Origin of the sequence: Sinorhizobium terangae, from assembly GCF_009601505.1 — a bacterium.
Lineage (GTDB): Bacteria > Pseudomonadota > Alphaproteobacteria > Rhizobiales > Rhizobiaceae > Sinorhizobium > Sinorhizobium terangae.
In genome coordinates this window covers 193,467-213,828 of record NZ_WITC01000036.1, presented here as the reverse complement: position 1 = coordinate 213,828, position 20,362 = coordinate 193,467, and the positions used below count along the sequence as shown (strand labels likewise).

General features: G+C 61.2%; 17 protein-coding genes. 11 read left to right on the top strand and 6 right to left on the bottom strand.

The features are described 5' to 3' along the window. Window positions 1-178: 178 nt before the first annotated feature. Window positions 179-850, top strand: coding sequence for a WecB/TagA/CpsF family glycosyltransferase (locus tag GHK62_RS09370; RefSeq protein ID WP_167528200.1), 672 nt, complete (start codon window positions 179-181; stop codon window positions 848-850). A gap of 260 nt (window positions 851-1,110) precedes the next feature. Then, a complete protein-coding gene (folD, locus tag GHK62_RS09365; RefSeq protein ID WP_184108434.1) occupies window positions 1,111-2,010 on the top strand; it encodes a bifunctional methylenetetrahydrofolate dehydrogenase/methenyltetrahydrofolate cyclohydrolase FolD in 900 nt (299 codons plus the stop codon). A gap of 84 nt (window positions 2,011-2,094) precedes the next feature. On the opposite strand, the gene GHK62_RS09360 is transcribed toward folD, so the two are convergent. Further along, entirely contained in the window at window positions 2,095-3,126 is a 1,032-nt protein-coding gene (locus tag GHK62_RS09360; RefSeq protein WP_153438379.1) for a substrate-binding domain-containing protein, read from the bottom strand. Window positions 3,127-3,415: 289 nt separating this feature from the next. Between GHK62_RS09360 and GHK62_RS09355 the strand changes: the two genes are divergently transcribed. The 7 genes from GHK62_RS09355 (at window position 3,416) to GHK62_RS09325 (ending at window position 11,072) form a co-directional block, all read left to right on the top strand. Next, window positions 3,416-4,774, top strand: a complete 1,359-nt coding sequence (locus GHK62_RS09355) for an ABC transporter substrate-binding protein (RefSeq protein WP_184108435.1) — start codon at window positions 3,416-3,418, stop codon at window positions 4,772-4,774. 163 nt (window positions 4,775-4,937) lie between these two features. Then, window positions 4,938-5,948 (top strand): carbohydrate ABC transporter permease, encoded by a 1,011-nt coding sequence (locus tag GHK62_RS09350; protein WP_153438376.1) that lies wholly within the window; start codon window positions 4,938-4,940, stop codon window positions 5,946-5,948. A gap of 1 nt (window position 5,949) precedes the next feature. Beyond that, window positions 5,950-7,095, top strand: a complete 1,146-nt coding sequence (locus GHK62_RS09345; protein WP_153438374.1) for a carbohydrate ABC transporter permease — start codon at window positions 5,950-5,952, stop codon at window positions 7,093-7,095. 30 nt (window positions 7,096-7,125) lie between these two features. After that, window positions 7,126-8,781 (top strand): beta-galactosidase BglA, encoded by a 1,656-nt coding sequence (gene bglA / locus GHK62_RS09340; RefSeq protein WP_153438373.1) that lies wholly within the window; start codon window positions 7,126-7,128, stop codon window positions 8,779-8,781. 74 nt (window positions 8,782-8,855) lie between these two features. Then, window positions 8,856-9,944, top strand: a complete 1,089-nt coding sequence (locus GHK62_RS09335; protein ID WP_153438372.1) for an ABC transporter ATP-binding protein — start codon at window positions 8,856-8,858, stop codon at window positions 9,942-9,944. A gap of 227 nt (window positions 9,945-10,171) precedes the next feature. Continuing rightward, entirely contained in the window at window positions 10,172-10,588 is a 417-nt protein-coding gene (locus tag GHK62_RS09330; protein ID WP_380785571.1) for a hypothetical protein, read from the top strand. Between the two features lie 118 nt (window positions 10,589-10,706). Continuing rightward, window positions 10,707-11,072 carry a GFA family protein gene (locus GHK62_RS09325; protein WP_153438371.1) on the top strand — a complete coding sequence of 122 codons (366 nt, stop codon included), beginning with the start codon at window positions 10,707-10,709 and terminating at the stop codon, window positions 11,070-11,072. 246 nt (window positions 11,073-11,318) lie between these two features. Here GHK62_RS09325 and edd read toward each other — a convergent pair whose 3' ends face one another. The 5 genes from edd to GHK62_RS09300 all read right to left on the bottom strand — a co-directional run bounded on the left by edd (window position 11,319) and on the right by GHK62_RS09300 (window position 18,397). Further along, entirely contained in the window at window positions 11,319-13,136 is a 1,818-nt protein-coding gene (edd, locus tag GHK62_RS09320; RefSeq protein ID WP_153438369.1) for a phosphogluconate dehydratase, read from the bottom strand. 240 nt (window positions 13,137-13,376) lie between these two features. Next, a complete protein-coding gene (pgl, locus tag GHK62_RS09315) occupies window positions 13,377-14,075 on the bottom strand; it encodes a 6-phosphogluconolactonase (RefSeq protein WP_153438367.1) in 699 nt (232 codons plus the stop codon). Between the two features lie 9 nt (window positions 14,076-14,084). Next, window positions 14,085-15,560 carry a glucose-6-phosphate dehydrogenase gene (zwf, locus tag GHK62_RS09310; protein ID WP_153438366.1) on the bottom strand — a complete coding sequence of 492 codons (1,476 nt, stop codon included), beginning with the start codon at window positions 15,558-15,560 and terminating at the stop codon, window positions 14,085-14,087. A 98-nt stretch (window positions 15,561-15,658) separates the two neighbouring features. Further along, window positions 15,659-16,945 (bottom strand): NAD(P)/FAD-dependent oxidoreductase, encoded by a 1,287-nt coding sequence (locus GHK62_RS09305; RefSeq protein ID WP_153438364.1) that lies wholly within the window; start codon window positions 16,943-16,945, stop codon window positions 15,659-15,661. A gap of 15 nt (window positions 16,946-16,960) precedes the next feature. Continuing rightward, a complete protein-coding gene (locus GHK62_RS09300; RefSeq protein WP_153438362.1) occupies window positions 16,961-18,397 on the bottom strand; it encodes a glutamine synthetase family protein in 1,437 nt (478 codons plus the stop codon). A gap of 135 nt (window positions 18,398-18,532) precedes the next feature. Between GHK62_RS09300 and GHK62_RS09295 the strand changes: the two genes are divergently transcribed. Continuing rightward, window positions 18,533-19,717 carry a BaiN/RdsA family NAD(P)/FAD-dependent oxidoreductase gene (locus tag GHK62_RS09295; RefSeq protein WP_184108436.1) on the top strand — a complete coding sequence of 395 codons (1,185 nt, stop codon included), beginning with the start codon at window positions 18,533-18,535 and terminating at the stop codon, window positions 19,715-19,717. Window positions 19,718-19,983: 266 nt separating this feature from the next. Continuing rightward, complete coding sequence (locus GHK62_RS33525; protein WP_167528199.1) at window positions 19,984-20,124, top strand: hypothetical protein; 141 nt, start codon at window positions 19,984-19,986, stop codon at window positions 20,122-20,124. Window positions 20,125-20,362: the final 238 nt, after the last annotated feature.

Here is a 20,362-nt window from a genome sequence, read left to right as displayed (position 1 = left end):
TCACTGCAAGCGGCTAAAGTGAAAAGAATAGTCTCTCATCCCCGTGTGGCAACATGTTTTCGATACCGGTCCTTCCTATCGCGCTGATGCCAAATTCGGCCTCGGGATTCGATATGGCGGAGCGCATATGGCAATGGTTCGCCGCAGCTTCGATCGGCACGATCGGAGGCAAATCACGATGAGCGCCGTTTCGCGGATTGCGGCAGTGGCATCCAGGCGGATCGCAGCCAGCGCGCCGCCTCCCGATTTCGGCTGGGCCGATGCCTTGGCTTTCGCCGACACGGTCGTCTCCCGGCCCAAATGGCACGCGATCGTGACCGACCGCATGTTTCCGACCAGTCGGGATGCGGTGGCGTTCGTGCCCGCGCTCCTGACCTATATCGAAAAGCCGATGCGTGTCGCGCTGATCGGATCGCACCGTCACGCGGCGGAGCAGGCTGCCGAGAATTTCCGCAGCCACGCGCCCTGGCACCAGTTCATCGCTATCGGGGGCTTTTCCGACGAGACGAAGGCCCTCGATGAAGTGCGTGCCCTCCGGCCCGATATTCTTCTCGTGGCGATCGAGAGTTTCGATCAGGAGAAATGGGTCGACCGGAATATTGCTCCCGAGCATGGGCGGCTCGTCGTCACCGTTGGCGATTTTGTCGTACGGGAATTTTCCCGCACGCCCGTTCTCTTGCGCTGGCTCGAGCGGCTCTATCGGCTCGTGGCCGAGGCCGGCCGGCAGCGCAGCTATCATGCCTTTCGGTGGAGACCGATGGAGCGTGATCTTGCCAGTGCTTCCCGGCCGAAACATTTCGGACACTCACCGGAGGCGTTTCGCGGCAGCCGCCGCATCTCGGGCGAATGATTTCGAGCACTGCCGGATGATCGACGCTTGCCGAAAATTGCTCTCGCGGTGCGGTTTGCTCCCTCAAGACTTTGCAGGCGGGCGGATCCGATCTTTCAGCGATGCAAGGAAAATGCGGTAGTCCTTCGCCGCATTGCTGCTTCCGGGCGTGTCAGCTCTTGCATTTATGCATTTGGAACAGCATAGGGCGCATGCAGGCAATCGCTTGATACCCTGCCCACTAGAGTGTGCCGCGAGAAGGACAAACCGGGAGAAACGCCGTGACGACTGTGATTGATGGCAAGGCCGTTGCCGCTTCGGTCATCGAAACCGTGAAATCCGCCACAAAGGCGCTGGAGGCGGAAACCGGCGTGCGCGCCGGACTCGCGGTGGTGATCGTCGGAGACGATCCGGCAAGCCATACCTATGTATCGGCAAAGAGCAAGATGGCCAAGGAATGCGGTTTCCTTTCGGTCCAGCACACGCTGCCGCAGGAGACATCGCAGGAGGAGCTCGCGGCGCTCATCGCCGAACTCAACGCGGATACGTCCATCCACGGCATTCTCGTGCAGCTGCCGCTGCCGAAGCATCTTCGGTCGGAGCCGATCATTCAGTCCATCCTCCCTGAGAAGGATGTCGACGGGCTGCACGTCGTCAATGCCGGCAAGGTCGCGACCGGGGATCTCGATGGCGGGCTCGTGTCGTGCACGCCCGCCGGGGCCATGGTGTTCGTGCGCCGCACGCATGGCGAGGATCTTTCTGGATTAAACGCCGTCGTCATCGGCCGTTCCAACCTTTTTGGCAAGCCGATGTCGGCGTTGCTTCTGGCCGCCAATGCGACGGTAACGACGGCGCATTCGCGCACGAAGGATCTGCCTGCCGTCTGCCGAAATGCCGACATTCTGGTTGCCGCCGTGGGTCGTCCGGAGATGGTCAAGGCCGATTGGGTGAAGCCCGGTGCGACGGTGATCGACGTCGGTATCAATCGCGTCCCGGCGCCGGAACGTGGCGACGGCAAGACAAAGCTCGTCGGCGACGTTGCCTTCGAGGAATGCGCAAAGCTCGCAAGCGTCATCACGCCGGTCCCCGGCGGTGTCGGGCCGATGACCATCGCCATGCTCATGGCGAACACGATCATTGCCGCCTGCCGCAAGGCCGGTCGCAAGCCGCCGAAGTTCTGAGACAATATTGGGGGGGCGGCTTTCTGCCGTCCGCTTCGCCGTTTCGTGAGTGTTCGGACGGAAAACCGTCGCACGCGTCAGTTGCTATTTGTCCCGTGCCGGTCCCGTCGAGGCACGAACGATCAGCTCCGGGTGCCATAGTTCCTGATCGGGGTAGGTGCCGCGTTCCAGAATGCCGCCAATCAGCCGGCTGGCGACGCGTGCGCCGGCCGCCCTCAAGGACGAGCGCGTCGTCGTCAGCGGTACGCTGAAATTTTCCGGCTTCAGCATAGGCAACACATCGTCGTGGGCGATGATCGAAATATCCGTGCCGACCGTGAGGCCGGCCTGATTGATGGCGCGCACGGCGCCGAGCGCCAGAACCGTACTCGAGCAGAGAACGGCGGTTGGCGGATCCGGCTGCGTCAGGAAGCGCTGCATGCTGCGATAGCCGAATTCATCGGTCATGACCGAGTGGTGGACCAATGTTTCGTCGAGATCGAGACCCCACTCCTTGAGTGCGCGCGTCGCGCCCTTTTTCCGGCGAATGGCGAAGGCGAGATGTTCCTGTCCGTTGATTAGCGCGATCCGCCGGTGGCCGAGCTGGATGAGAAGCCGCGTCGCCTCATAGAAGGCGGCGGTGTTGTCTATGTCGACGAACGGATAGTCTTTCGGGCCGCCGATCGATCGGCCATGCACGACAAAGGGGATAGACAGAGACTTCAGCATGGCGATGCGCGGGTCGTTGGCGCGCATATGGGCAAGAAAGACCGCGTCGACATTGCCGCTTGCCGCCAGCCGCCGGAACGTCGCTTCCTCGTCATCCGGTGCGCTGGGGTTCAGCACGAAGTGAAAGTCATGCTTGACCGCCTCTTCGGCGAGACCTGCGAGGAATTCGCCGAAATGAATGTCCGATACGATGCCGGAGGCGATCGGCATCACGAGGCCGATGGAGTAGGCCTTGCCTGTTGCGAGCCGCTGCGCTGCGCGGTTCGGCCTGTAGCCGGTCTCGCGTACCGCTTTCAGGACCCGCTGTCGCGTCTTGGCGTTTACTTCCGGGTAGCCGTTGAGCGCTCGGCTGACCGTCGTCTGCGACAGGCCGAGCAGCTCCGCTAGCTGCTTAAGTTTGACCGGCATTGGCCTCCTCCCAAAGCGCTTTGGATGCTCCTTTCATTTAGGATGTTCCGGTCAGCGCCCCCACTGTCCTCTACCACCCGTTCCGCATCGGAAAAAGCGGAAAACCGCGTTTTCGCGCCGCAAAATGTTGATGCATGGCAATATCCACGTTCCATTGAGACGGTCGGAAGGAAAGCCCTTGACTCTTCGTCTGCCGCGATGATTTCTTAGCGAACTCAAAGCGCTTTGAATGCGCATTTATGATCCGCCCGCGACGCAACGTCCGGGTTCATGTTGGGAGGACGATGACGTGAAGAGATCATTCCTGATGGGCGTGGCTGCGCTCGCACTGGTAGTGGGGACTGCCGATGCTGCCGAGCTGAAGTTCAAGCCCGGCGAAGACTCCAAGTTCAACTGGGCGAGCTTCGAAGAGTTCAAGAAAGGCCACGACCTCAAGGGCCAGACGCTGACGATCTTCGGCCCCTGGCGCGGCGAGGACGAGGCACTCTTCAAGAGCGTCTATGCTTACTTCGTCGAAGCGACCGGCGTTGACCTCAAGTACTCGTCCTCCGAGAACTACGAACAGCAGATCGTCATCGACACGCAAGCCGGGAGCCCGCCGGACGTCGCGATCCTGCCGCAGCCGGGCCTCATCGCAGACCTTGCCTCGAAGGGCTACCTGACGCCGCTCGGCGATGAAACCAAACAGTGGCTGCTCGACAACTACGCCGCCGGTCAATCCTGGGTCGATCTTTCCACCTACACCGGCAAGGACGGCAAGGCGGCGCTTTATGCATTCCCCTACAAGATCGACGTGAAGTCGCTGGTCTGGTACGTGCCGGAAAACTTCGAGGACGCCGGCTACGAAGTGCCGAAGACCATGGAAGAGCTGAAGGCGCTGACCGAAAAGATCGCTGCCGATGGTGAAAAGCCGTGGTGCATCGGCCTCGGTTCGGGTGGCGCGACCGGCTGGCCGGCAACCGACTGGGTCGAGGACCTGATGCTGCGCACGCAGTCAGCCGACGTCTACGACAAGTGGGTCAAGAACGAGATCCCGTTCACCGATCCGGCGGTCACCGGCGCATTGGACGAGTTCGGTTGGTTTGCGCGCAACGACAAGTTCGTCGACGGCGGGGCTGCGGCCGTCGCCTCAACCGACTTCCGCGACAGCCCGAAGGGCCTCTTCGCCTCGCCGCCGAAGTGCTACCTGCACCATCAGGCGTCGTTCATTCCGTCCTTCTTCCCGGAAGGCACGGTGATCGGCGAAGATGCCGATTTCTTCTACATGCCTCCCTATGAGAGCAAGAAGGAGCTTGGCAATCCGGTGCTCGGCGCAGGCACGCTCGCGTTGATCACCAAGGACACGCCAGCCGCGCGCGCCTTCATCGAGTTCCTGAAGACGCCGATTGCGCATGAGGTCTGGATGGCCCAGACGAGTTTCCTGACGCCCTACAAGAGCGTCAACGTGGAGACCTATGGCAATCCGCCGCTGAAGAAACAGGGCGAGATCCTGCTCAACGCGACCACTTTCCGTTTTGACGGGTCCGACCTGATGCCGGGCAAGATCGGCGCAGGCGCCTTCTGGACAGGCATGGTCGATTTCGTAGGCGGTAAATCGTCTGCCGACGTCGCGGCCGGCGTGCAGAAGGCGTGGGACGCCATCAAGTAAGACTCAAATAATGACGGCGGACGATGCTAATCTCGTCCGCCACTCCTTCATTTCCGGATCGCCTCAGCAATCGGGGCAGTCCCAATCAAGAGCGGCAGCCGCAATCACACGATGCGCTCGGAGCATCCCTGCTCCAGAGGGCGTTTAAGGGGAGGGATGTGTCATGCAGCAGCTACTTACTGCCATTGTGACCATGATTGCCGGTGTCCTGGCTTGCGCAGCCTATTTCTGGGGCACGAATTTCATTCTCGATCGGATTTTCCCATCGAAGGGCCTCTCCGGTAAGGCGGCCTCCCGCAACCTGCGTATCACCAACGCCATCCGGCCTTGGCTGTTTCTGGCGCCGGCATTGTTCGCCCTGTCGATCTATCTCATTTACCCGGTCATCGAGTCCGTGTGGCTGAGCTTTCATGATCGCGGCGGTCAGAATTTCGTCGGCGCACGCAATTACGGCTGGATGATCAATGACGGTGAATTCCGGCAGTCGATCTTCAACAATTTCCTCTGGCTGCTGGTCGTTCCGGCACTGTCGACCTTCTTCGGGCTCGTCATCGCGGCGCTGACGGACCGTATCTGGTGGGGCAACATCGCCAAAACGCTGATCTTCATGCCGATGGCGATCTCCTTCGTCGGCGCCGCCGTCATCTGGAAGTTCATCTACGATTACCGTGCGGAGGGGGCCGAACAGATCGGGCTCTTGAACGCCATCGTCGTCGCCCTCGGCGGCGTACCGCAGGCCTGGATCACGCTGCCCTTCTGGAACAATTTCTTCCTCATGGTCATCCTCATCTGGATCCAGACAGGATTTGCGATGGTCATTCTCTCCGCGGCGCTGCGCGGCATACCGGAGGAGACCATCGAGGCCGCGGTGATCGACGGCGCCAATGGCTGGCAGATCTTCTTCAAGATCATGGTGCCGCAGATCTGGGGCACGATCGCCGTCGTCTGGACCACCATCACGATCCTGGTGCTCAAGGTTTTCGACATCGTTCTGGCGATGACGAACGGGCAATGGCAGAGCCAGGTGCTCGCCAACCTCATGTTCGACTGGATGTTCCGCGGCGGCGGGGACTTTGGCCGCGGCGCATCGATCGCAGTGGTGATCATGATTCTCGTCGTCCCGATCATGATATGGAACATCCGCAATGCGGCCAAGGAAATGAGGAGCCACTGAGATGACCCCAGCCACGCGCTCCCCGCTGATGTGGGCCGTCCATCTCTCGGTGCTTCTCATCGTCGCTCTCTGGACGATGCCGACCGCGGGCCTGTTGATCTCGTCGCTGCGCGACAAGGATCAACTCGCCGTTTCCGGATGGTGGACCGCCCTTGCCACTTCGTCGCGCAATGACGTCGCGCGTGCTCCGGCGGCCGACAGCCAGGTTGAACGGGACGGCAAGTTCGTCATCTCCGGTAACATTCTTGACGGTCAGGCCGGACAGATTTCGGCCTTCGGCTTCTCCAGCCGCGAACCGGCAGCGTTCAAGGCCGGAGAAACCGCGGAACTGAACGACGGCGAGAAGCTGACCGTGCAGGCAGACGGCAGCTTCGAGATCGTTTCCGATACGAAGATGGAAGGCTCGCGCGGCCAGCGCATCTTCTTCACCGCCGCAGCACCACCGCGCTTCACCCTCGATAACTATCGGGAGGTGCTGGGTGCGGAGGGCATCGGTGCGTCCTTCATCAACTCGCTGACGGTTGCCGTTCCATCGACGGTCATCCCGATTCTGATCGCGGCCTTTGCAGCCTATGCCCTGGCCTGGATGCCCTTTCCGGGGCGTGCGATCCTGATCGCCGTGGTCGTCGGGCTGCTGGTCGTGCCGCTGCAGATGTCGCTCATTCCGCTCCTGAAGCTCTACAACGGCGTCGGCGCATTTTTCGGCGTCCCGGCCAAGACCTATATGGGCATCTGGCTTGCGCACACCGGCTTCGGCCTGCCGCTCGCGATCTATCTCTTGCGCAATTACATGGCGGGCCTGCCGCGCGAGATCATGGAATCCGCGCGCGTCGACGGCGCTAGCGATTTTGACATTTTCGTCAAGATCATCCTGCCATTGTCTTTCCCGGCGCTCGCCTCCTTCGCGATCTTCCAGTTCCTGTGGACCTGGAACGATCTCCTGGTCGCGATCGTCTTCCTCGGCACCGGCCAGGACCAACTCGTGCTGACGGGGCGGCTGGTCAACCTGCTCGGCTCTCGCGGCGGCAACTGGGAAATCCTGACTGCCTCCGCCTTCATCACCATCGTCGTTCCCCTGATCGTCTTCTTCGCCCTGCAGCGCTATCTCGTGCGCGGTCTGCTCGCTGGATCGGTCAAGGGCGGCTGACAGATTTCAGGACAAGGACCTTTTACACGAATGAACCAGACCGAAATAACCGGCTCCATTCTCAAGCCCGACAGGGATTGGTGGCGTGGGGCGGTGATCTACCAGATCTATCCGCGCTCCTTTCAGGACACGAACGGCGATGGCATCGGCGACCTGAATGGTATCACCGCCCGGCTGCCGCATGTCGCGGCGCTCGGCGTCGATGCGATCTGGATTTCGCCCTTCTTCACCTCGCCGATGAGGGACTTCGGTTATGACGTCTCCAACTACAGGGATGTCGATCCGATCTTCGGCAAGCTCGAGGATTTCGATGCGCTGATCGCTGAGGCGCACCGCCTCGGCCTGCGGGTCATGATCGATCTGGTCCTGTCGCACACGTCTGATCGGCATCCATGGTTCGTCGAAAGCCGGTCGAGCCGCAGCAACGCCAAGGCGGACTGGTATGTCTGGGCAGATTCCAAGCCCGACGGAACCCCGCCCAACAACTGGCTGTCGATCTTCGGCGGCTCCGCCTGGGCCTGGGATCCGACGCGGCTGCAATATTACCTGCACAACTTTCTGACCTCGCAGCCGGACCTCAACCTGCATAATCCTGAGGTTCAGGAGGCCCTGCTTGCCGTCGAGCGCTTCTGGCTCGAGCGCGGCGTCGACGGCTTCCGCCTCGACACCATCAACTTCTATTTCCACGACAAGCAGTTGCGCGACAACCCGGCATTGGTGCCGGAGCGGCGCAATGCTTCGACGGCGCCGGCCGTCAATCCGTACAATTACCAGGAGCACCTCTACGACAAGAACCAGCCGGAAAACCTCGAATTCCTCAGGCGCTTCCGGGCGGTGATGGACGAGTATCCGGCGATCGCCGCCGTTGGCGAGGTTGGCGACAGCCAGCGCGGCCTTGAGATCGCCGGTGAATACACCTCCGGCGGCGACAAGATGCATATGTGCTATGCCTTCGAGTTTCTGGCGCCGGATCCCTTGACGCCGGGCCGCGTGGCCGACGTACTGCGTGATTTCCAGAGGGCGGCGCCCGAAGGCTGGGCCTGCTGGGCCTTCTCCAATCATGACGTCGTCCGCCACGCCAGCCGCTGGGCCGACGGCGTCAGCGATTACGGCGCTCACGCCAAGTTGCTGGCAAGCCTTTTGATGTCGATCAGAGGTTCGGTCTGCATCTATCAGGGCGAGGAACTGGCGCTGCCCGAAGCGGAGCTCGCCTACGAGGATCTCCAGGATCCTTACGGCATCCAGTTCTGGCCCGACTTCAAGGGCCGCGACGGCTGCCGCACGCCCATGGTATGGGAGAGCATGCCCGACGGCGGGTTCAGCGACAACACACCGTGGCTGCCAGTCCCCGAGAACCATCTGGCTCAGGCCGTCTCTGTTCAGGAGGCCGACCCGGCCTCTGTCATGCAGCATTACCGCCGCTTCCTGCAGTTCAGGAAGGCGTATCCCGCCTTTGCAAAGGGCGAGATCGAATTTTTCGAGACTGAGGCGCCGCTTCTTGGTTTCCTTCGCACTCATGGCAATGAGAAACTGCTTTGCCTGTTCAACATGAGCGAAGGGGTGGCGACGGCGAACTTGCCGACCGAACCGCTGGAGCCGCTCGAAGGACACGGTTTCGTCGCAGAGATAAAAGGCAATACAATCAATCTTCCGGCCTGGGGCGCGTTCTTCGCGCGTGTGGTCTGAGCATCTTCAAGCGAAGCGGACGCCGGTTCGTTTGAAGAAAATGGATGATGAAGAAACAGCGAGGGGAGGGTGCGATGACAGGCCTGCTGCTTAAAGATATCCGCAAGTCCTATGGGGCCGTTGATGTCATTCATGGCATCAACCTCGACATCAAACAGGGTGAGTTCATCGTCTTCGTCGGGCCATCGGGCTGCGGGAAATCGACGCTGCTCAGGATGATCGCCGGCCTTGAGCAGATAACCGGCGGTGACATGTTCATCGATGGCGACCGGGTCAACGACGTGCCGCCATCGAAGCGCGGCATCGCCATGGTGTTCCAGTCCTACGCGCTCTATCCGCACATGACGGTCTACGACAACATGGCTTTCGGCATGCGGATCGCCAAGGAGTCGAAGGAGGAGATCGACCGCCGCGTGCGCTCGGCGGCGGAAATCCTCCAACTAACCCAATATCTCGACCGCCTGCCAAAGGCGCTCTCCGGCGGGCAGCGTCAGCGCGTGGCGATCGGACGGGCGATTTGCCGAAATCCCAAGGTCTTCCTCTTCGACGAGCCGCTTTCCAACCTCGATGCGGCCCTGCGCGTCGCCACGCGGATCGAGATCGCCAAGCTCAATGAGCAGATGGCCGATACAACAATGATCTATGTCACGCACGACCAGGTGGAGGCGATGACACTTGCTGACCGCATCGTCGTGCTTTCGGCAGGCCATATCGAGCAGGTCGGTGCGCCGCTCGAACTTTATGAGCGCCCGGCGAACCTCTTCGTCGCCCGCTTCATCGGCTCGCCGGCGATGAACATCATCCCTTCGACGATCTCGGCCACCGGCGCGCAGACGACCGTGACGCTCGCGGGCGGCAAGTCGGTGACGCTCGACATGGCCACGGACGCATCCGAGAAAGGAAAGACGGCGAGTTTCGGCGTGCGTCCGGAAGACCTGCAGGCGACGCAGTCCGAAGATTTCCTGTTCGAAGGAACGGTTTCGATCGTCGAGGCGCTCGGTGAAGTGACGCTGCTCTATATCGAGGGACTGGTCGAGAACGAGCCGCTCATCGCGAAGATGCCCGGCATCCCGCAGGTCAAACGTGGAGACAAGGTGCGCTTTACCGCCGACAAGGCAAAGCTTCACCTCTTCGATGCCGAAGGACGCAGCTATCGCGCCTAGAGCGGGATGAGGAAAAGTGTGCGCGGTTTTCCGTCCGGAATGCGCAAGTTCAAGGAGTCACCGGCGATCGGCGCAAGCGGACAAATGGCTGCGCTTTCTCCTCCGCTTCGGTTAGATGGATTTAACCATATTGCACCGCTCCGGCGTTGCCGGGCGAGTTTTCCACAGGTGTTTGGCAAGTCAAACTCTCTGTTAAATTTCATGGGCTAGCGTCGCCGCAGATTGAAATGCGAAAGGCGAATTCTATGAGCGGCGCGGCCCAGCACTTCCTCAACAAGGAAGAATCCTTTATGTATGATCGGGAAGCGAACTTCCCAATGGAGGACACTCGCAACGAGGCGCGCATCGAATTCACCGAGAAAGGAATGCAGCACCTCTCGTCTCGCCGCTGCGAGATCATCAAGCTTTCCAAAAGCAGCGCCCTCATAGGCATCATGACGCAGTTCCAGCTGCCGCGGAACTTCTATCTCGATATCCCGAGCGCACGCATCCCCTTGATCGGCTGCCTGCTCAAGCGCGTGCATGCCAACAATATCATTGAAGCCCGCTTCCTGCGGCTTTTGACCGATCGCGACCTGAACCGGATTTTCGTCTACAGCACGCATCCGAACCACCGCAACCGCACGCTCGATATCTACCGCTGAAAAGTGAAAGCGCGCCACGTCCGGCGTTCTTGCCTGCATTTGCGCTCCGTCTTGACGGGGTTGCCTGCGTCGTCGAGACTCAAGCTGTGACGACTGTAGATCAGGTCAGAGAACCGCCATGCAGCGACCCTATCGCCTTTCCTGTCATTGCGGCGACATCTCTCTCGAGGTCGACGCTGAGTTATCGCGATTGGTCGAATGCAACTGCTCGACGTGCCGGCGTTCCGGTTTCCTTCATTGGAAGGTGGATGCCGCCGCTGTCAGGCTGATCACCGAAAAGCGCCGCCTGTCGAGCTACATCTGGCGCGATGTCAACGGAGGCCATCACTTCTGCCCCACCTGTGGCACCGCGATCATGCGAAGCGGCTATCCGGGCGACCGCGTTTCGCTCAACGCCCGCTGCATCGAGGGGGTGGACGTGTTCACACTCGAGATCGAGCGTTACGACGGCCAAAACGACATGCCTCCCGGGCCGCTCCCGTAGCGAGGGCGGCCATTATTTGGTGGGCAAGTCCGGACGTTCGCCGAGTCACTACAGCGCCGCGCGTCCAATTGGACGCGCAAAGGTCGCTGTAGCACGTTGAATTGCTGCATGATTTTATCCTTAAATCGATTCCGATTTAGGGAATCATGCAGTAGAGCATCCCGCTTTCAAATGGAAAGCGGATAAGATGCTCTCGAATCAAAGTGCTAGAGCGTCCTTGGTGCGTTCATTTGAACGCACGGCGCTCTAGAAGAGGACGCTAGCCCCATGATCGGCCGCGCCAGCGATGCGGCGGAACGGCGCGAAAAGCTCGCGGCCCATGCCGAATTCGTTGTCGGAGAGGTCGATATGGGCCGGCACGCGCGTCTTCAGCGCAATGTCTTCGACCAGTACCTCGATCGTTCCGGCAATCGCGTCGATACGGATGATGTCACCTTCCTGAATGCGCGCGATCGGTCCGCCGTCCTTTGCTTCCGGGGTGACATGGATGGCGGCCGGGACCTTGCCGGACGCGCCTGACATGCGGCCGTCGGTCAGGATGGCCACCTTCTGGCCACGGTCCTGCAGGATGCCGAGCACGGTCGTCAGCTTGTGCAGTTCCGGCATGCCATTGGCCTTCGGACCCTGAAAGCGGACCACGGCGACAAAATCGCCCTCAAGCTTGCCCGCCTTGAAGGCGGCGTTGAGCTCCGCCTGGTCGTGGAAGATCTTCGCGGGCGCTTCGATGACATGGCGATCCGGCTTGACGGCCGAAATCTTGATGACCGCCTTGCCGAGATTGCCGGCGAGCATCTTGAGCCCGCCGGTGTGCTGGAACGGTTGATCGATCGTCGCCAGCACCTTCGGATCGGCGCTCTGTTGCGGCGCCGGCTCGCGGTGAACGCCGCCGTTGGCGCCGAGCTTGACGTCGATGGCATAGGCGTCGAGACCCTGGCCGAACACCGTCCGGACGTCGTCGTGCAGCAATCCGTTCTTGAGCAACTGGCCGATCAGGAAGCCCATGCCGCCGGCGGCGTGGAAATGGTTCACGTCCGCGAGCCCGTTCGGATAGACGCGGGCCAGAAGCGGCACGATGTCGGAAAGTTCGGAAATGTCCTGCCAGGTGAGCAGGATGCCCGCAGCCCGCGCCATGGCAACGAGGTGCATGGTGTGGTTGGTCGAGCCGCCCGTAGCGTGCAGGCCAACGACGCCGTTGACGATCGATCGTTCATCGATCATCTCGCCGGCGGGGGTGAATTCGTTACCCATGGCGGTGATGGCGAGCGCCCGTTTGGCTGCTTCCTTCGTCAGCGCGTCGCGCAGCGGCGTGCCGGGATTGATGAAGGAGGCGCCAGGCAGGTGGAAGCCCATGATCTCCATCAGCATCTGGTTGGAGTTGGCGGTGCCGTAGAAGGTACAGGTGCCGGGGCCGTGATACGACTTGGATTCAGCCTCGAGCAATTCGTCGCGACCGACCTTGCCCTCGGCAAAGAGCTGGCGGACCTTGGCCTTCTCGTCATTCGGCAGGCCCGAGGTCATCGGCCCGGCGGGGACGAAGACCGCGGGCAGGTGGCCGAATGTCAATGCGGCGATCACGAGGCCAGGCACGATCTTGTCGCAGACGCCGAGATAGACAGCGGCGTCGAACATGTTGTGCGACAGCCCGACGCCCGCGGCCATCGCGATGAGGTCGCGTGAGAAAAGCGACAGCTCCATGCCGGGCTGGCCTTGGGTGACGCCGTCGCACATCGCCGGCACGCCGCCGGCAACTTGCGCCACGCCGCCAGCCTCGCGGGCGGCCTCGCGGATCAGCGCCGGATAGGTCTCAAAGGGCTGATGCGCCGAGAGCATGTCGTTGTAGGAGGTGATGATGCCGAGATTCGGGACACGGTCACCCGCGAGCGCCGTCTTCTCGGCGGGCGAACAGACAGCAAAGCCATGTGCAAGGTTGCCGCAGCCGAGAACGCTGCGATGTGGCCCGTTTGCCGCAGCACTACGGATGCGATCGAGATAGGCTTCGCGCTGGGGTTTGGAACGCTCGACAATGCGGGCGGTGATGGCGGCAACGCGGGAATCGGCGGACATGATACATCCTGTTCCGGAGCCGTGAGGAGGGCCCCTGTCTTCATCCTGTCATCGGTCTACAGCGGCCGTGCGACACCGCATCGGCGGCTGTAACAGTTTGAATTGTTGTGTAATCTAGCCTCAGTTCGATCGCGAGGATAAATCACTCAACACGACCTGCGCACTCGGGAGAACGCGCAAGGAAAGCTCTGGTTCTGGGCGCATCTACCTCGGCGGTTCCCCGAAGGGCACTCGCCCCTGTTACGGCGCCCAGTAGATCTGCAGCGGCGATGTTGCGCGCCGCAACATCGCGCGGATCGGCATCTCTGCCTCGTCGCCGGGCGCCTCCGCTCGGGCAAGAACCTCCTTCTTGCCGTCGCCTTCGATATGCAGGACGAGTAGCCCGGCATCCTCAAGACTGGAAAAGGTGAATGTCAGGCGCGTCTCGCCCGCGCCGTCCGCTTCCATCGTGATCACGCCGCGTGGCGTCGCCGGATCGATCGCCTCTTTGAGACGCGTACCTCCCGGAAAGAACGAGGCGGTGTGTCCATCCGTTCCCATCCCGAGGATAACCACATCGAAGGGCGTGCCGATCGCCGCCATCGAACGGCTTGCCGTCGCTGCGGCGTCCTCGGCCGTGGCTGCTGCGTGGTAAAGCGGCAGGAATCTTGCTGCTGCCGCCTTGTTCTGCAGCAGGTTGGCGGCGACCAGCCCATGGTTGGAGCGCTCGTTTTCCGGCGGCACCAACCGCTCGTCGACAAGGGTGACGGTCACCTTGGTCCAGTCGATCTCGCGCCGCGACAGTGCCTGGAAGAATGCCTTCGGCGTCGTTCCGCCGGAGACCGCGATGCTCGCAGCGCCGCGGGCCTCAATCGCCGCGGCGAGCTTGGCGCTGACCGCATCCGCAAGGCCCTCCGCCAATGCCGTTCCGTTTTCGAATATGTGCAGGGAAGCGCTCATCGGTCGATCCTAGATCGTATCATTCCAGGTGCGTCCATCGCGCTCAATGAGCGCGATGGACTGGCTCGGCCCCCAGGTGCCGGCCGTGTAGCCCTGCACCTGCTGCCCGGTCGTTTCCCATGCCTTCAGGATCGGATCGATCCATTGCCATGCGGCTTCCACCTCGTCGCGGCGCACGAACAGCGTCTGGTTGTTGCGGACGACATCGAGCAGTAGCCGTTCATAAGCATCGGCGTTGCGCACGGCGAAGGCCTCCGCGAAGCTCATGTCGAGCGAAACATTGCGCAACCGCATCCCGCCCGGTCCCGGGTCCTTGATCATCAGCGACTGCTTGACGCCTTCGTTCGGCTGCAGACGGATCATCAACTGGTTGGCCGAAATGCGTCCGGCACTGTGATCGAAGATCGAGTGCGGGATCTGCTTGAAGGTAATGACGATCTCCGACATGCGGCCCGCCATGCGCTTGCCGGTGCGAATATAGAAGGGCACGCCAGCCCAGCGCCAGTTGCTGACCTCGGCCTTGATCGCGACGAAGGTTTCGGTGTTGGAAACGCCGCCTTCCAGTTCCTCGAGATAGCCCTTGACCGGACCGCCGGCGGATGCGCCGGCACGATACTGGCCGCGAACCGTCACCTGCTCGACATTGGCGGCGGTGATCGGCTTCAGCGCGCGAAGCACCTTGAGCTTTTCGTCGCGCACGGCCTCCGCGTCCATGGAGGTCGGCGCTTCCATGGCGACGAAACAGACGAGTTGCAGAATGTGGTTCTGCACCATGTCGCGCAGCGCACCCGCCTTGTCGTAGTAGCCTGCGCGATTTTCGAGGCCGACGGACTCCGAAACGGTGATCTGCACGTGGTCGATATGCGCCGAGTTCCACAGCGGCTCGTAAAGCGCGTTGGCAAAGCGCAGGGCCATGAGGTTCTGCACCGTCTCCTTGCCGAGGTAGTGATCGATACGGAAGATCTGCTCTTCGCGGAACACCTTGCCGATCGTGTCGTTGAGTTCCGTCGCCGTGGCGAGGTCGCGGCCGATCGGTTTTTCGACGACGATCCGGGTGTTCTTGGTGATGAGCTTGTTGTCGCGGATCTTTTCCGAAATGTCGCCGAAGATCGCCGGGCCCACGGCGAGATAGAAGGCGCGGATGCGATCCTTTCCTTCTTCGAGGATCTTCTTCAGATCGTCCCAGCCCTGGTCGGACTTGGCGTCGACCGAGACGTAGTAGAGTCGGGCTGTGAATTTCGCCACTTCCGCTTCGTTGAATTCGCCCTGTTTCAGATGCTCTCTCAAGGCGTCGGTCGCGAACGTGCGGTATTCTTCATGGGTCAGTGCCGCACGTGATGCGCCGATGATCCGCGTCGGTTCGCTGAATTGACCTTCGATCTGCCGGTGATAGAGCGCGGGCAGAAGCTTGCGCTCCGCAAGATCGCCGGTGCCCCCGAACACCACATAATCAAACGGGTCGACGGGAATGATCTGGCTGCTCATGGGATATCTCGATCTCGTTCAGGTCAGGGGCACGTATAATCTAATCGATTTAATTACGCTAGGGTGCGACGCAACAAAATGCGTCTGCGCGCGGCTTTTTAGAGCCGGTCGCGCAAAGCATACCAGCTGAGCGCGAGGAACAGGAGTGCCGAGCGGAATCGCATTCCGCCTGGGAAAGCCGGTATTTTCAAGGCCTTGAGAAGATCCAGCTCCGTCTGTTTGCCCAAGACCAAGTCAGCATAGAGCTTGCCGCAATAGTTGGACAGCATGACGCCGTGACCGGAATAGCCACCGATGCTCGTGACTCCCGGCATGACCTCGCGGCAGAAAGGCTGGCGCGGCATGGTGATGCCGACCGAACCGCCCCAGGCGTGGGTGATCTCGACATTGGCGAGTGCCGGATAGATTTCGCTGATCTGGCGGCGGATGTGGCTGGAAATGTCGCGTGGATTGTCGGCCGTATAGGCTTCGCGCCCGCCGAAGAGCAGCCGTCCGTCTTTCGATTTGCGGAAATAGCGCACGACGAAGCGCGAATCATCGACCGATTCGCCGCCGGGCAGTACATCCGGATGGTCGGACAGGATCTCCGTCGCGCCGATGAACGAGCGGATCGGCATGACGTGGCTGGCGGTTACAGGCTCAAGGTTGCCGATATGGGCGTTGCATGCGATCAGCACCCGGTCGGCGGTGATCGTGCCGCGATCGGTGTCGATGACGATCGCGGCGCCCTTTTTGTCGATCTTCAGCGCCTTCGTCTGTTCGTGCAGGCTGGCGCCGGCACGGGCCGCTTGCTCTGCAAGACCGACGAGCAGTTTCATCGGGTGGATGTGCCCGGTGCCGGTGTCGCGTATGCCGAACTGATAATGATGCGATCCAAGTCGGCTTGCCGTCTCGTCCCGTTCCATGAAGGTAAGGTGCGGATATCCGAAACGCTCCACCATCGCCTCGACATGACGGCGGTAGTCTTTCTCAAGACTGTTCTTGTGTCCGACAGAAAGCTGCCCGGGCACGAACTCGATGTCGATTCCGTGTTCGGCGGCGAAGTCCAGCAGATAGCGCTTGGCATTCTCCGCCATCTCGAACAGGAGCTTGGCACGCTCGTGGCCGAGCACTTCCTCCGTATCCTCCGCCCAGGCGCGCTGCCCGGTGCCGAACTGGCCGCCGTTGCGGCCCGAGGCGCCATCGCCGAAACGGCAGGCGTCGATCAAGGTGACGTCTGTTCCGCTTTTCGCGAGATTGTAGGCGGCTTGAAGGCCCGTGTAGCCGCCGCCGATGATAGCAACGTCGGTTTTCCGCGCGCCTGTCAGCACCGGATAGGCCGGACGCTTCGGGATCGTCGCCTCATACCAGGAAATTCCGGGCGAGATCGGGCTTTGCCAGGGCATGAGGGCGCCTTTCGGTCAGACGTTCAGAAGCAGGAATTCCCGTTCCCACGGACTGATGACCTGCATGAAGGTCTCGAATTCACCACGCTTCACGCCGGCATAGATGGCGATGAACTCGGGCGTGAAGACGTCGGCGAGCGAAGGTGCCGATTCGAGCAGCGAAACGGCCTCGAGCAGGCCGCGCGGCAGATCGATTTCGCCTTCGTTGGCGGTGTCCTCGGTCGGCGGTGTAGGCTGCAAGCCCTCGATGATGCCGAGATAGCCGCAGCCGAGCGAGGCCGCAAGCGCCAGATAGGGATTGGCATCCGAACTCGGCAGGCGGTTCTCGATGCGCCGAGCCGCCGCGTCCGAGACGGGGATGCGGAACGCCGTCGTCCGGTTGTCGTAACCCCAGGCGGTGTTCACCGGTGCAGACATGTCGGGTGTCAGCCGCCGGTAGGAGTTCACATAAGGCGCCATCATCGCCAGCGTCCTCGGCACGTAATGCTGCATCCCGCCGATGAAGGAGAAGAATTCCTTCGATGGCGACCCGTCCACATTCGAGAAGAGGTTGCGGCCGGTATTGATCTCGACGACCGACTGGTGAATGTGCATCGCCGAGCCGGGCTGGCCCTGCATCGGCTTCGCCATGAAGGTCGCATAGATGCCGTGCTTCAGCGCCGCTTCACGAATCGTGCGCTTGAACAGGAAAACCTGATCGGCAAGCTCGATCGGGTCGCCGTGCCTGAGGTTGATTTCGAGTTGCGCCGGCCCCTCTTCGTGAATGAGGGTGTCGATCTCCAAGCCCTGTTTTTCGGAGAAGTGGTAGATGTCGTCGATCAGTTCGTCGAACTCGTTGATGCCGGCGATGGAATAGCCTTGGCCGCCGAGAATCGAGCGGCCGGAGCGGCCCTTCGGCGGACGCAGCGGATAGTCCGGATCATCATTCTGGGCGACCAGATAGAACTCGATCTCGGGTGCTACGACCGGCTTCCATCCCTTCTGGCGATAGAGGTCGACCACGCGCTTCAAGACGTTGCGCGGCGTGTAATTGATCTGCTCGCCTTGCGAGCCGACGATGTCGCAGATCACCTGCGCCGTCGGGTCGGTCTCCCAGGGAACGATCGAAAGGGTCGAAAGATCGGGCAGCAGCTTGATGTCGCTGTCGCGCGAGTCATAGCGGAACTGGTCGGTTTCGTCGGGATATTCGCCGGAAATCGTGTGACGGTAGATCGCCGAAGGAAGGGCAAGCGAGGTGTTCGATGTGAACTTGGAGGTCGGCATCATCTTGCCGCGCGGTACGCCGGCAAGGTCAGGCGTGATGCATTCGATATCTTCGATACCGCGAATCTTGAGCCAGTCGACTGCCTCCTTCCAAGTCTTCACGCCTCGGGACGAGTGCAGGGCGGCGGGAATTTTCGAACTCTTGCTGATCTTTGCTGCTTGCTGGGCGACACTTCTCTTGGAGGGCATAAATCACCGGGTTTGGCTTCGGATAGCGCATCATAGCCGGAGTTTGGCGATTGGCTAGAGCGGCTTCAGCGGATCGCGATTGACTTTTGGTTCGGCCATCGGAAAGGAAGGCTGAAACGTGAAAAAGGGTCTTCCGTGGCAGAAAAACACGATGTGGTGATCATTGGTGCAGGTGCGGCCGGCATGATGTGCGCGATCGAGGCGGGAAAACGCGGACGCCGCGTGCTCGTGCTCGACCACGCCAAGGCACCGGGCGAAAAGATCCGCATCTCCGGCGGCGGCCGCTGTAACTTCACCAATATTCATGCCGGCCCGAAGAACTTCCTCTCCGAGAATCCGCATTTCTGCAAGTCGGCGCTGGCACGCTACCGGCCGCAGGACTTCGTCGCGCTCGTCGAGCGGCACGGCATCACATGGCACGAGAAGACGCTTGGCCAGCTCTTCTGCGATCATTCGGCGAAGGACATCATCCGCATGCTGCTCGCCGAGATGCAGCAGGCGGGCGTCGTGCTCCGGCTCGCAACGGCGATCTCGGCGATCGAGAAAGCCGCATCCGGATTCCGTGTGACGACCGATGATGGTCCTGTCGAGGCTGCGTCACTGGTGGTTGCGAGCGGTGGCAAGTCGACCCCGAAAATGGGCGCGACGGGCTTTGCCTACAGGATCGCGGAACAGTTTGGTCTGCCGATCGTCGAAACGCGGCCGGCGCTCGTGCCGTTGACCCTCGATCCGGCACAACTTGAAAAGATAGGGCAACTGGCAGGCGTTGCGGCCGATGTCGAAGCGCGCTGCGGCAAGGCCGCCTTCCGCGAAGCGCTGTTACTCACTCATCGCGGCCTGAGCGGCCCCGCCATTCTGCAGATTTCCTCCTATTGGCGGGAAGGCGCGGAGGTCGTCCTGCGGCTCATGCCCGATATCGATATCGCATCCATTCTCAAGGGGATGCGCCGGACAAACGGCCGGCAGGCTGCGCACACGGCCCTGGCCGACATCCTGCCGCGACGGCTGGCGCAGTTCTTTACCGACGAAGCAAAACTGGCCGGGCGGATGCTCGCCGACCTCTCCGACAAGGCCATCGATGCGCTGTCGGCTTCCATCCAGAACTGGACGCTGAAGCCCGCCGGGTCGGAGGGTTACAGGACCGCAGAGGTTACGCTCGGCGGCGTCGACACCCGTGCGCTCGATTCCCGCACGATGCAGGCGAGGCAAAATCCAGGGCTTTATTTCATCGGTGAATGTATCGATGTCACCGGCTGGCTCGGCGGCTATAATTTTCAATGGGCCTGGGCTTCCGGCTTCGCCGCCGGTCAAGAGGTGTGACCATGCGGAAGAATTGGTGATTTGCCTTTTCAGCCATTGTTAATGGAAATGGCTCAACCTGAACTTATGGCTGCACGGCCTGCACAGGACTGGGGGCGGTCCCTAAACGGAAACCACACTGTTTCCATTTCATGGACTTTCCTCGGCCGCAGGATGAAGGCACCATGATGGGCATGGTAGCGAGGTTGGCTGCCAGCGATTCAAGGTTACAGCGTCCTGTGCGCGTCGGAAAAACGCGCGGCGCTGTAGGACAAGGATAGGATGCCATGATTCACTCACGCCGCCGTCCCCGCGCTGTTGCGATTGCCCGCACTGAGCAGAGCCGCTCGCACCATGAGCTGATTGCTTTCGGTGCGGTTATCGCTCTCTTTCTCGTTGTGACCGTCGCGACGTTCGCCACTTTCTGAATCTGAGTGCAAGTCAGGAAGGCGGAAGCGCCTTCCAGGTGAAGCCAAGCTCACCTGATCTACATTTGCGGTGCCTGTGATACGGCCGAAACCGCGTGGCCGTTGTCACAAAGTCATCCGGGCCGCTATCGCCGCCTTAAAAACCGCCGGCCGCTTATACAAATCTTAATCGTTCAAATCGACTATTGCGCCCAAGTGAGTTCCGTCAGGGCCTCGCTGCCTTGCAGCGCCGCGCGTC

Bases quoted from the DNA above. Each gene is read 5' to 3' on its own strand.
- GHK62_RS09370 (WP_167528200.1), top strand. From the start codon at position 179: ATGAGCGCCGTTTCGCGGATTGCGGCAGTGGCATCCAGGCGGATCGCA.
- GHK62_RS09360 (WP_153438379.1), bottom strand. From the start codon at position 3,126: ATGCCGGTCAAACTTAAGCAGCTAGCGGAGCTGCTCGGCCTGTCGCAG.
- GHK62_RS09350 (WP_153438376.1), top strand. From the start codon at position 4,938: ATGCAGCAGCTACTTACTGCCATTGTGACCATGATTGCCGGTGTCCTG.
- GHK62_RS09345 (WP_153438374.1), top strand. From the start codon at position 5,950: ATGACCCCAGCCACGCGCTCCCCGCTGATGTGGGCCGTCCATCTCTCG.
- bglA (WP_153438373.1), top strand. From the start codon at position 7,126: ATGAACCAGACCGAAATAACCGGCTCCATTCTCAAGCCCGACAGGGAT.
- GHK62_RS09335 (WP_153438372.1), top strand. From the start codon at position 8,856: ATGACAGGCCTGCTGCTTAAAGATATCCGCAAGTCCTATGGGGCCGTT.
- GHK62_RS09330 (WP_380785571.1), top strand. From the start codon at position 10,172: ATGCGAAAGGCGAATTCTATGAGCGGCGCGGCCCAGCACTTCCTCAAC.
- GHK62_RS09325 (WP_153438371.1), top strand. From the start codon at position 10,707: ATGCAGCGACCCTATCGCCTTTCCTGTCATTGCGGCGACATCTCTCTC.
- edd (WP_153438369.1), bottom strand. From the start codon at position 13,136: ATGTCCGCCGATTCCCGCGTTGCCGCCATCACCGCCCGCATTGTCGAG.
- pgl (WP_153438367.1), bottom strand. From the start codon at position 14,075: ATGAGCGCTTCCCTGCACATATTCGAAAACGGAACGGCATTGGCGGAG.
- zwf (WP_153438366.1), bottom strand. From the start codon at position 15,560: ATGAGCAGCCAGATCATTCCCGTCGACCCGTTTGATTATGTGGTGTTC.
- GHK62_RS09305 (WP_153438364.1), bottom strand. From the start codon at position 16,945: ATGCCCTGGCAAAGCCCGATCTCGCCCGGAATTTCCTGGTATGAGGCG.
- GHK62_RS09300 (WP_153438362.1), bottom strand. From the start codon at position 18,397: ATGCCCTCCAAGAGAAGTGTCGCCCAGCAAGCAGCAAAGATCAGCAAG.
- GHK62_RS33525 (WP_167528199.1), top strand. From the start codon at position 19,984: ATGATTCACTCACGCCGCCGTCCCCGCGCTGTTGCGATTGCCCGCACT.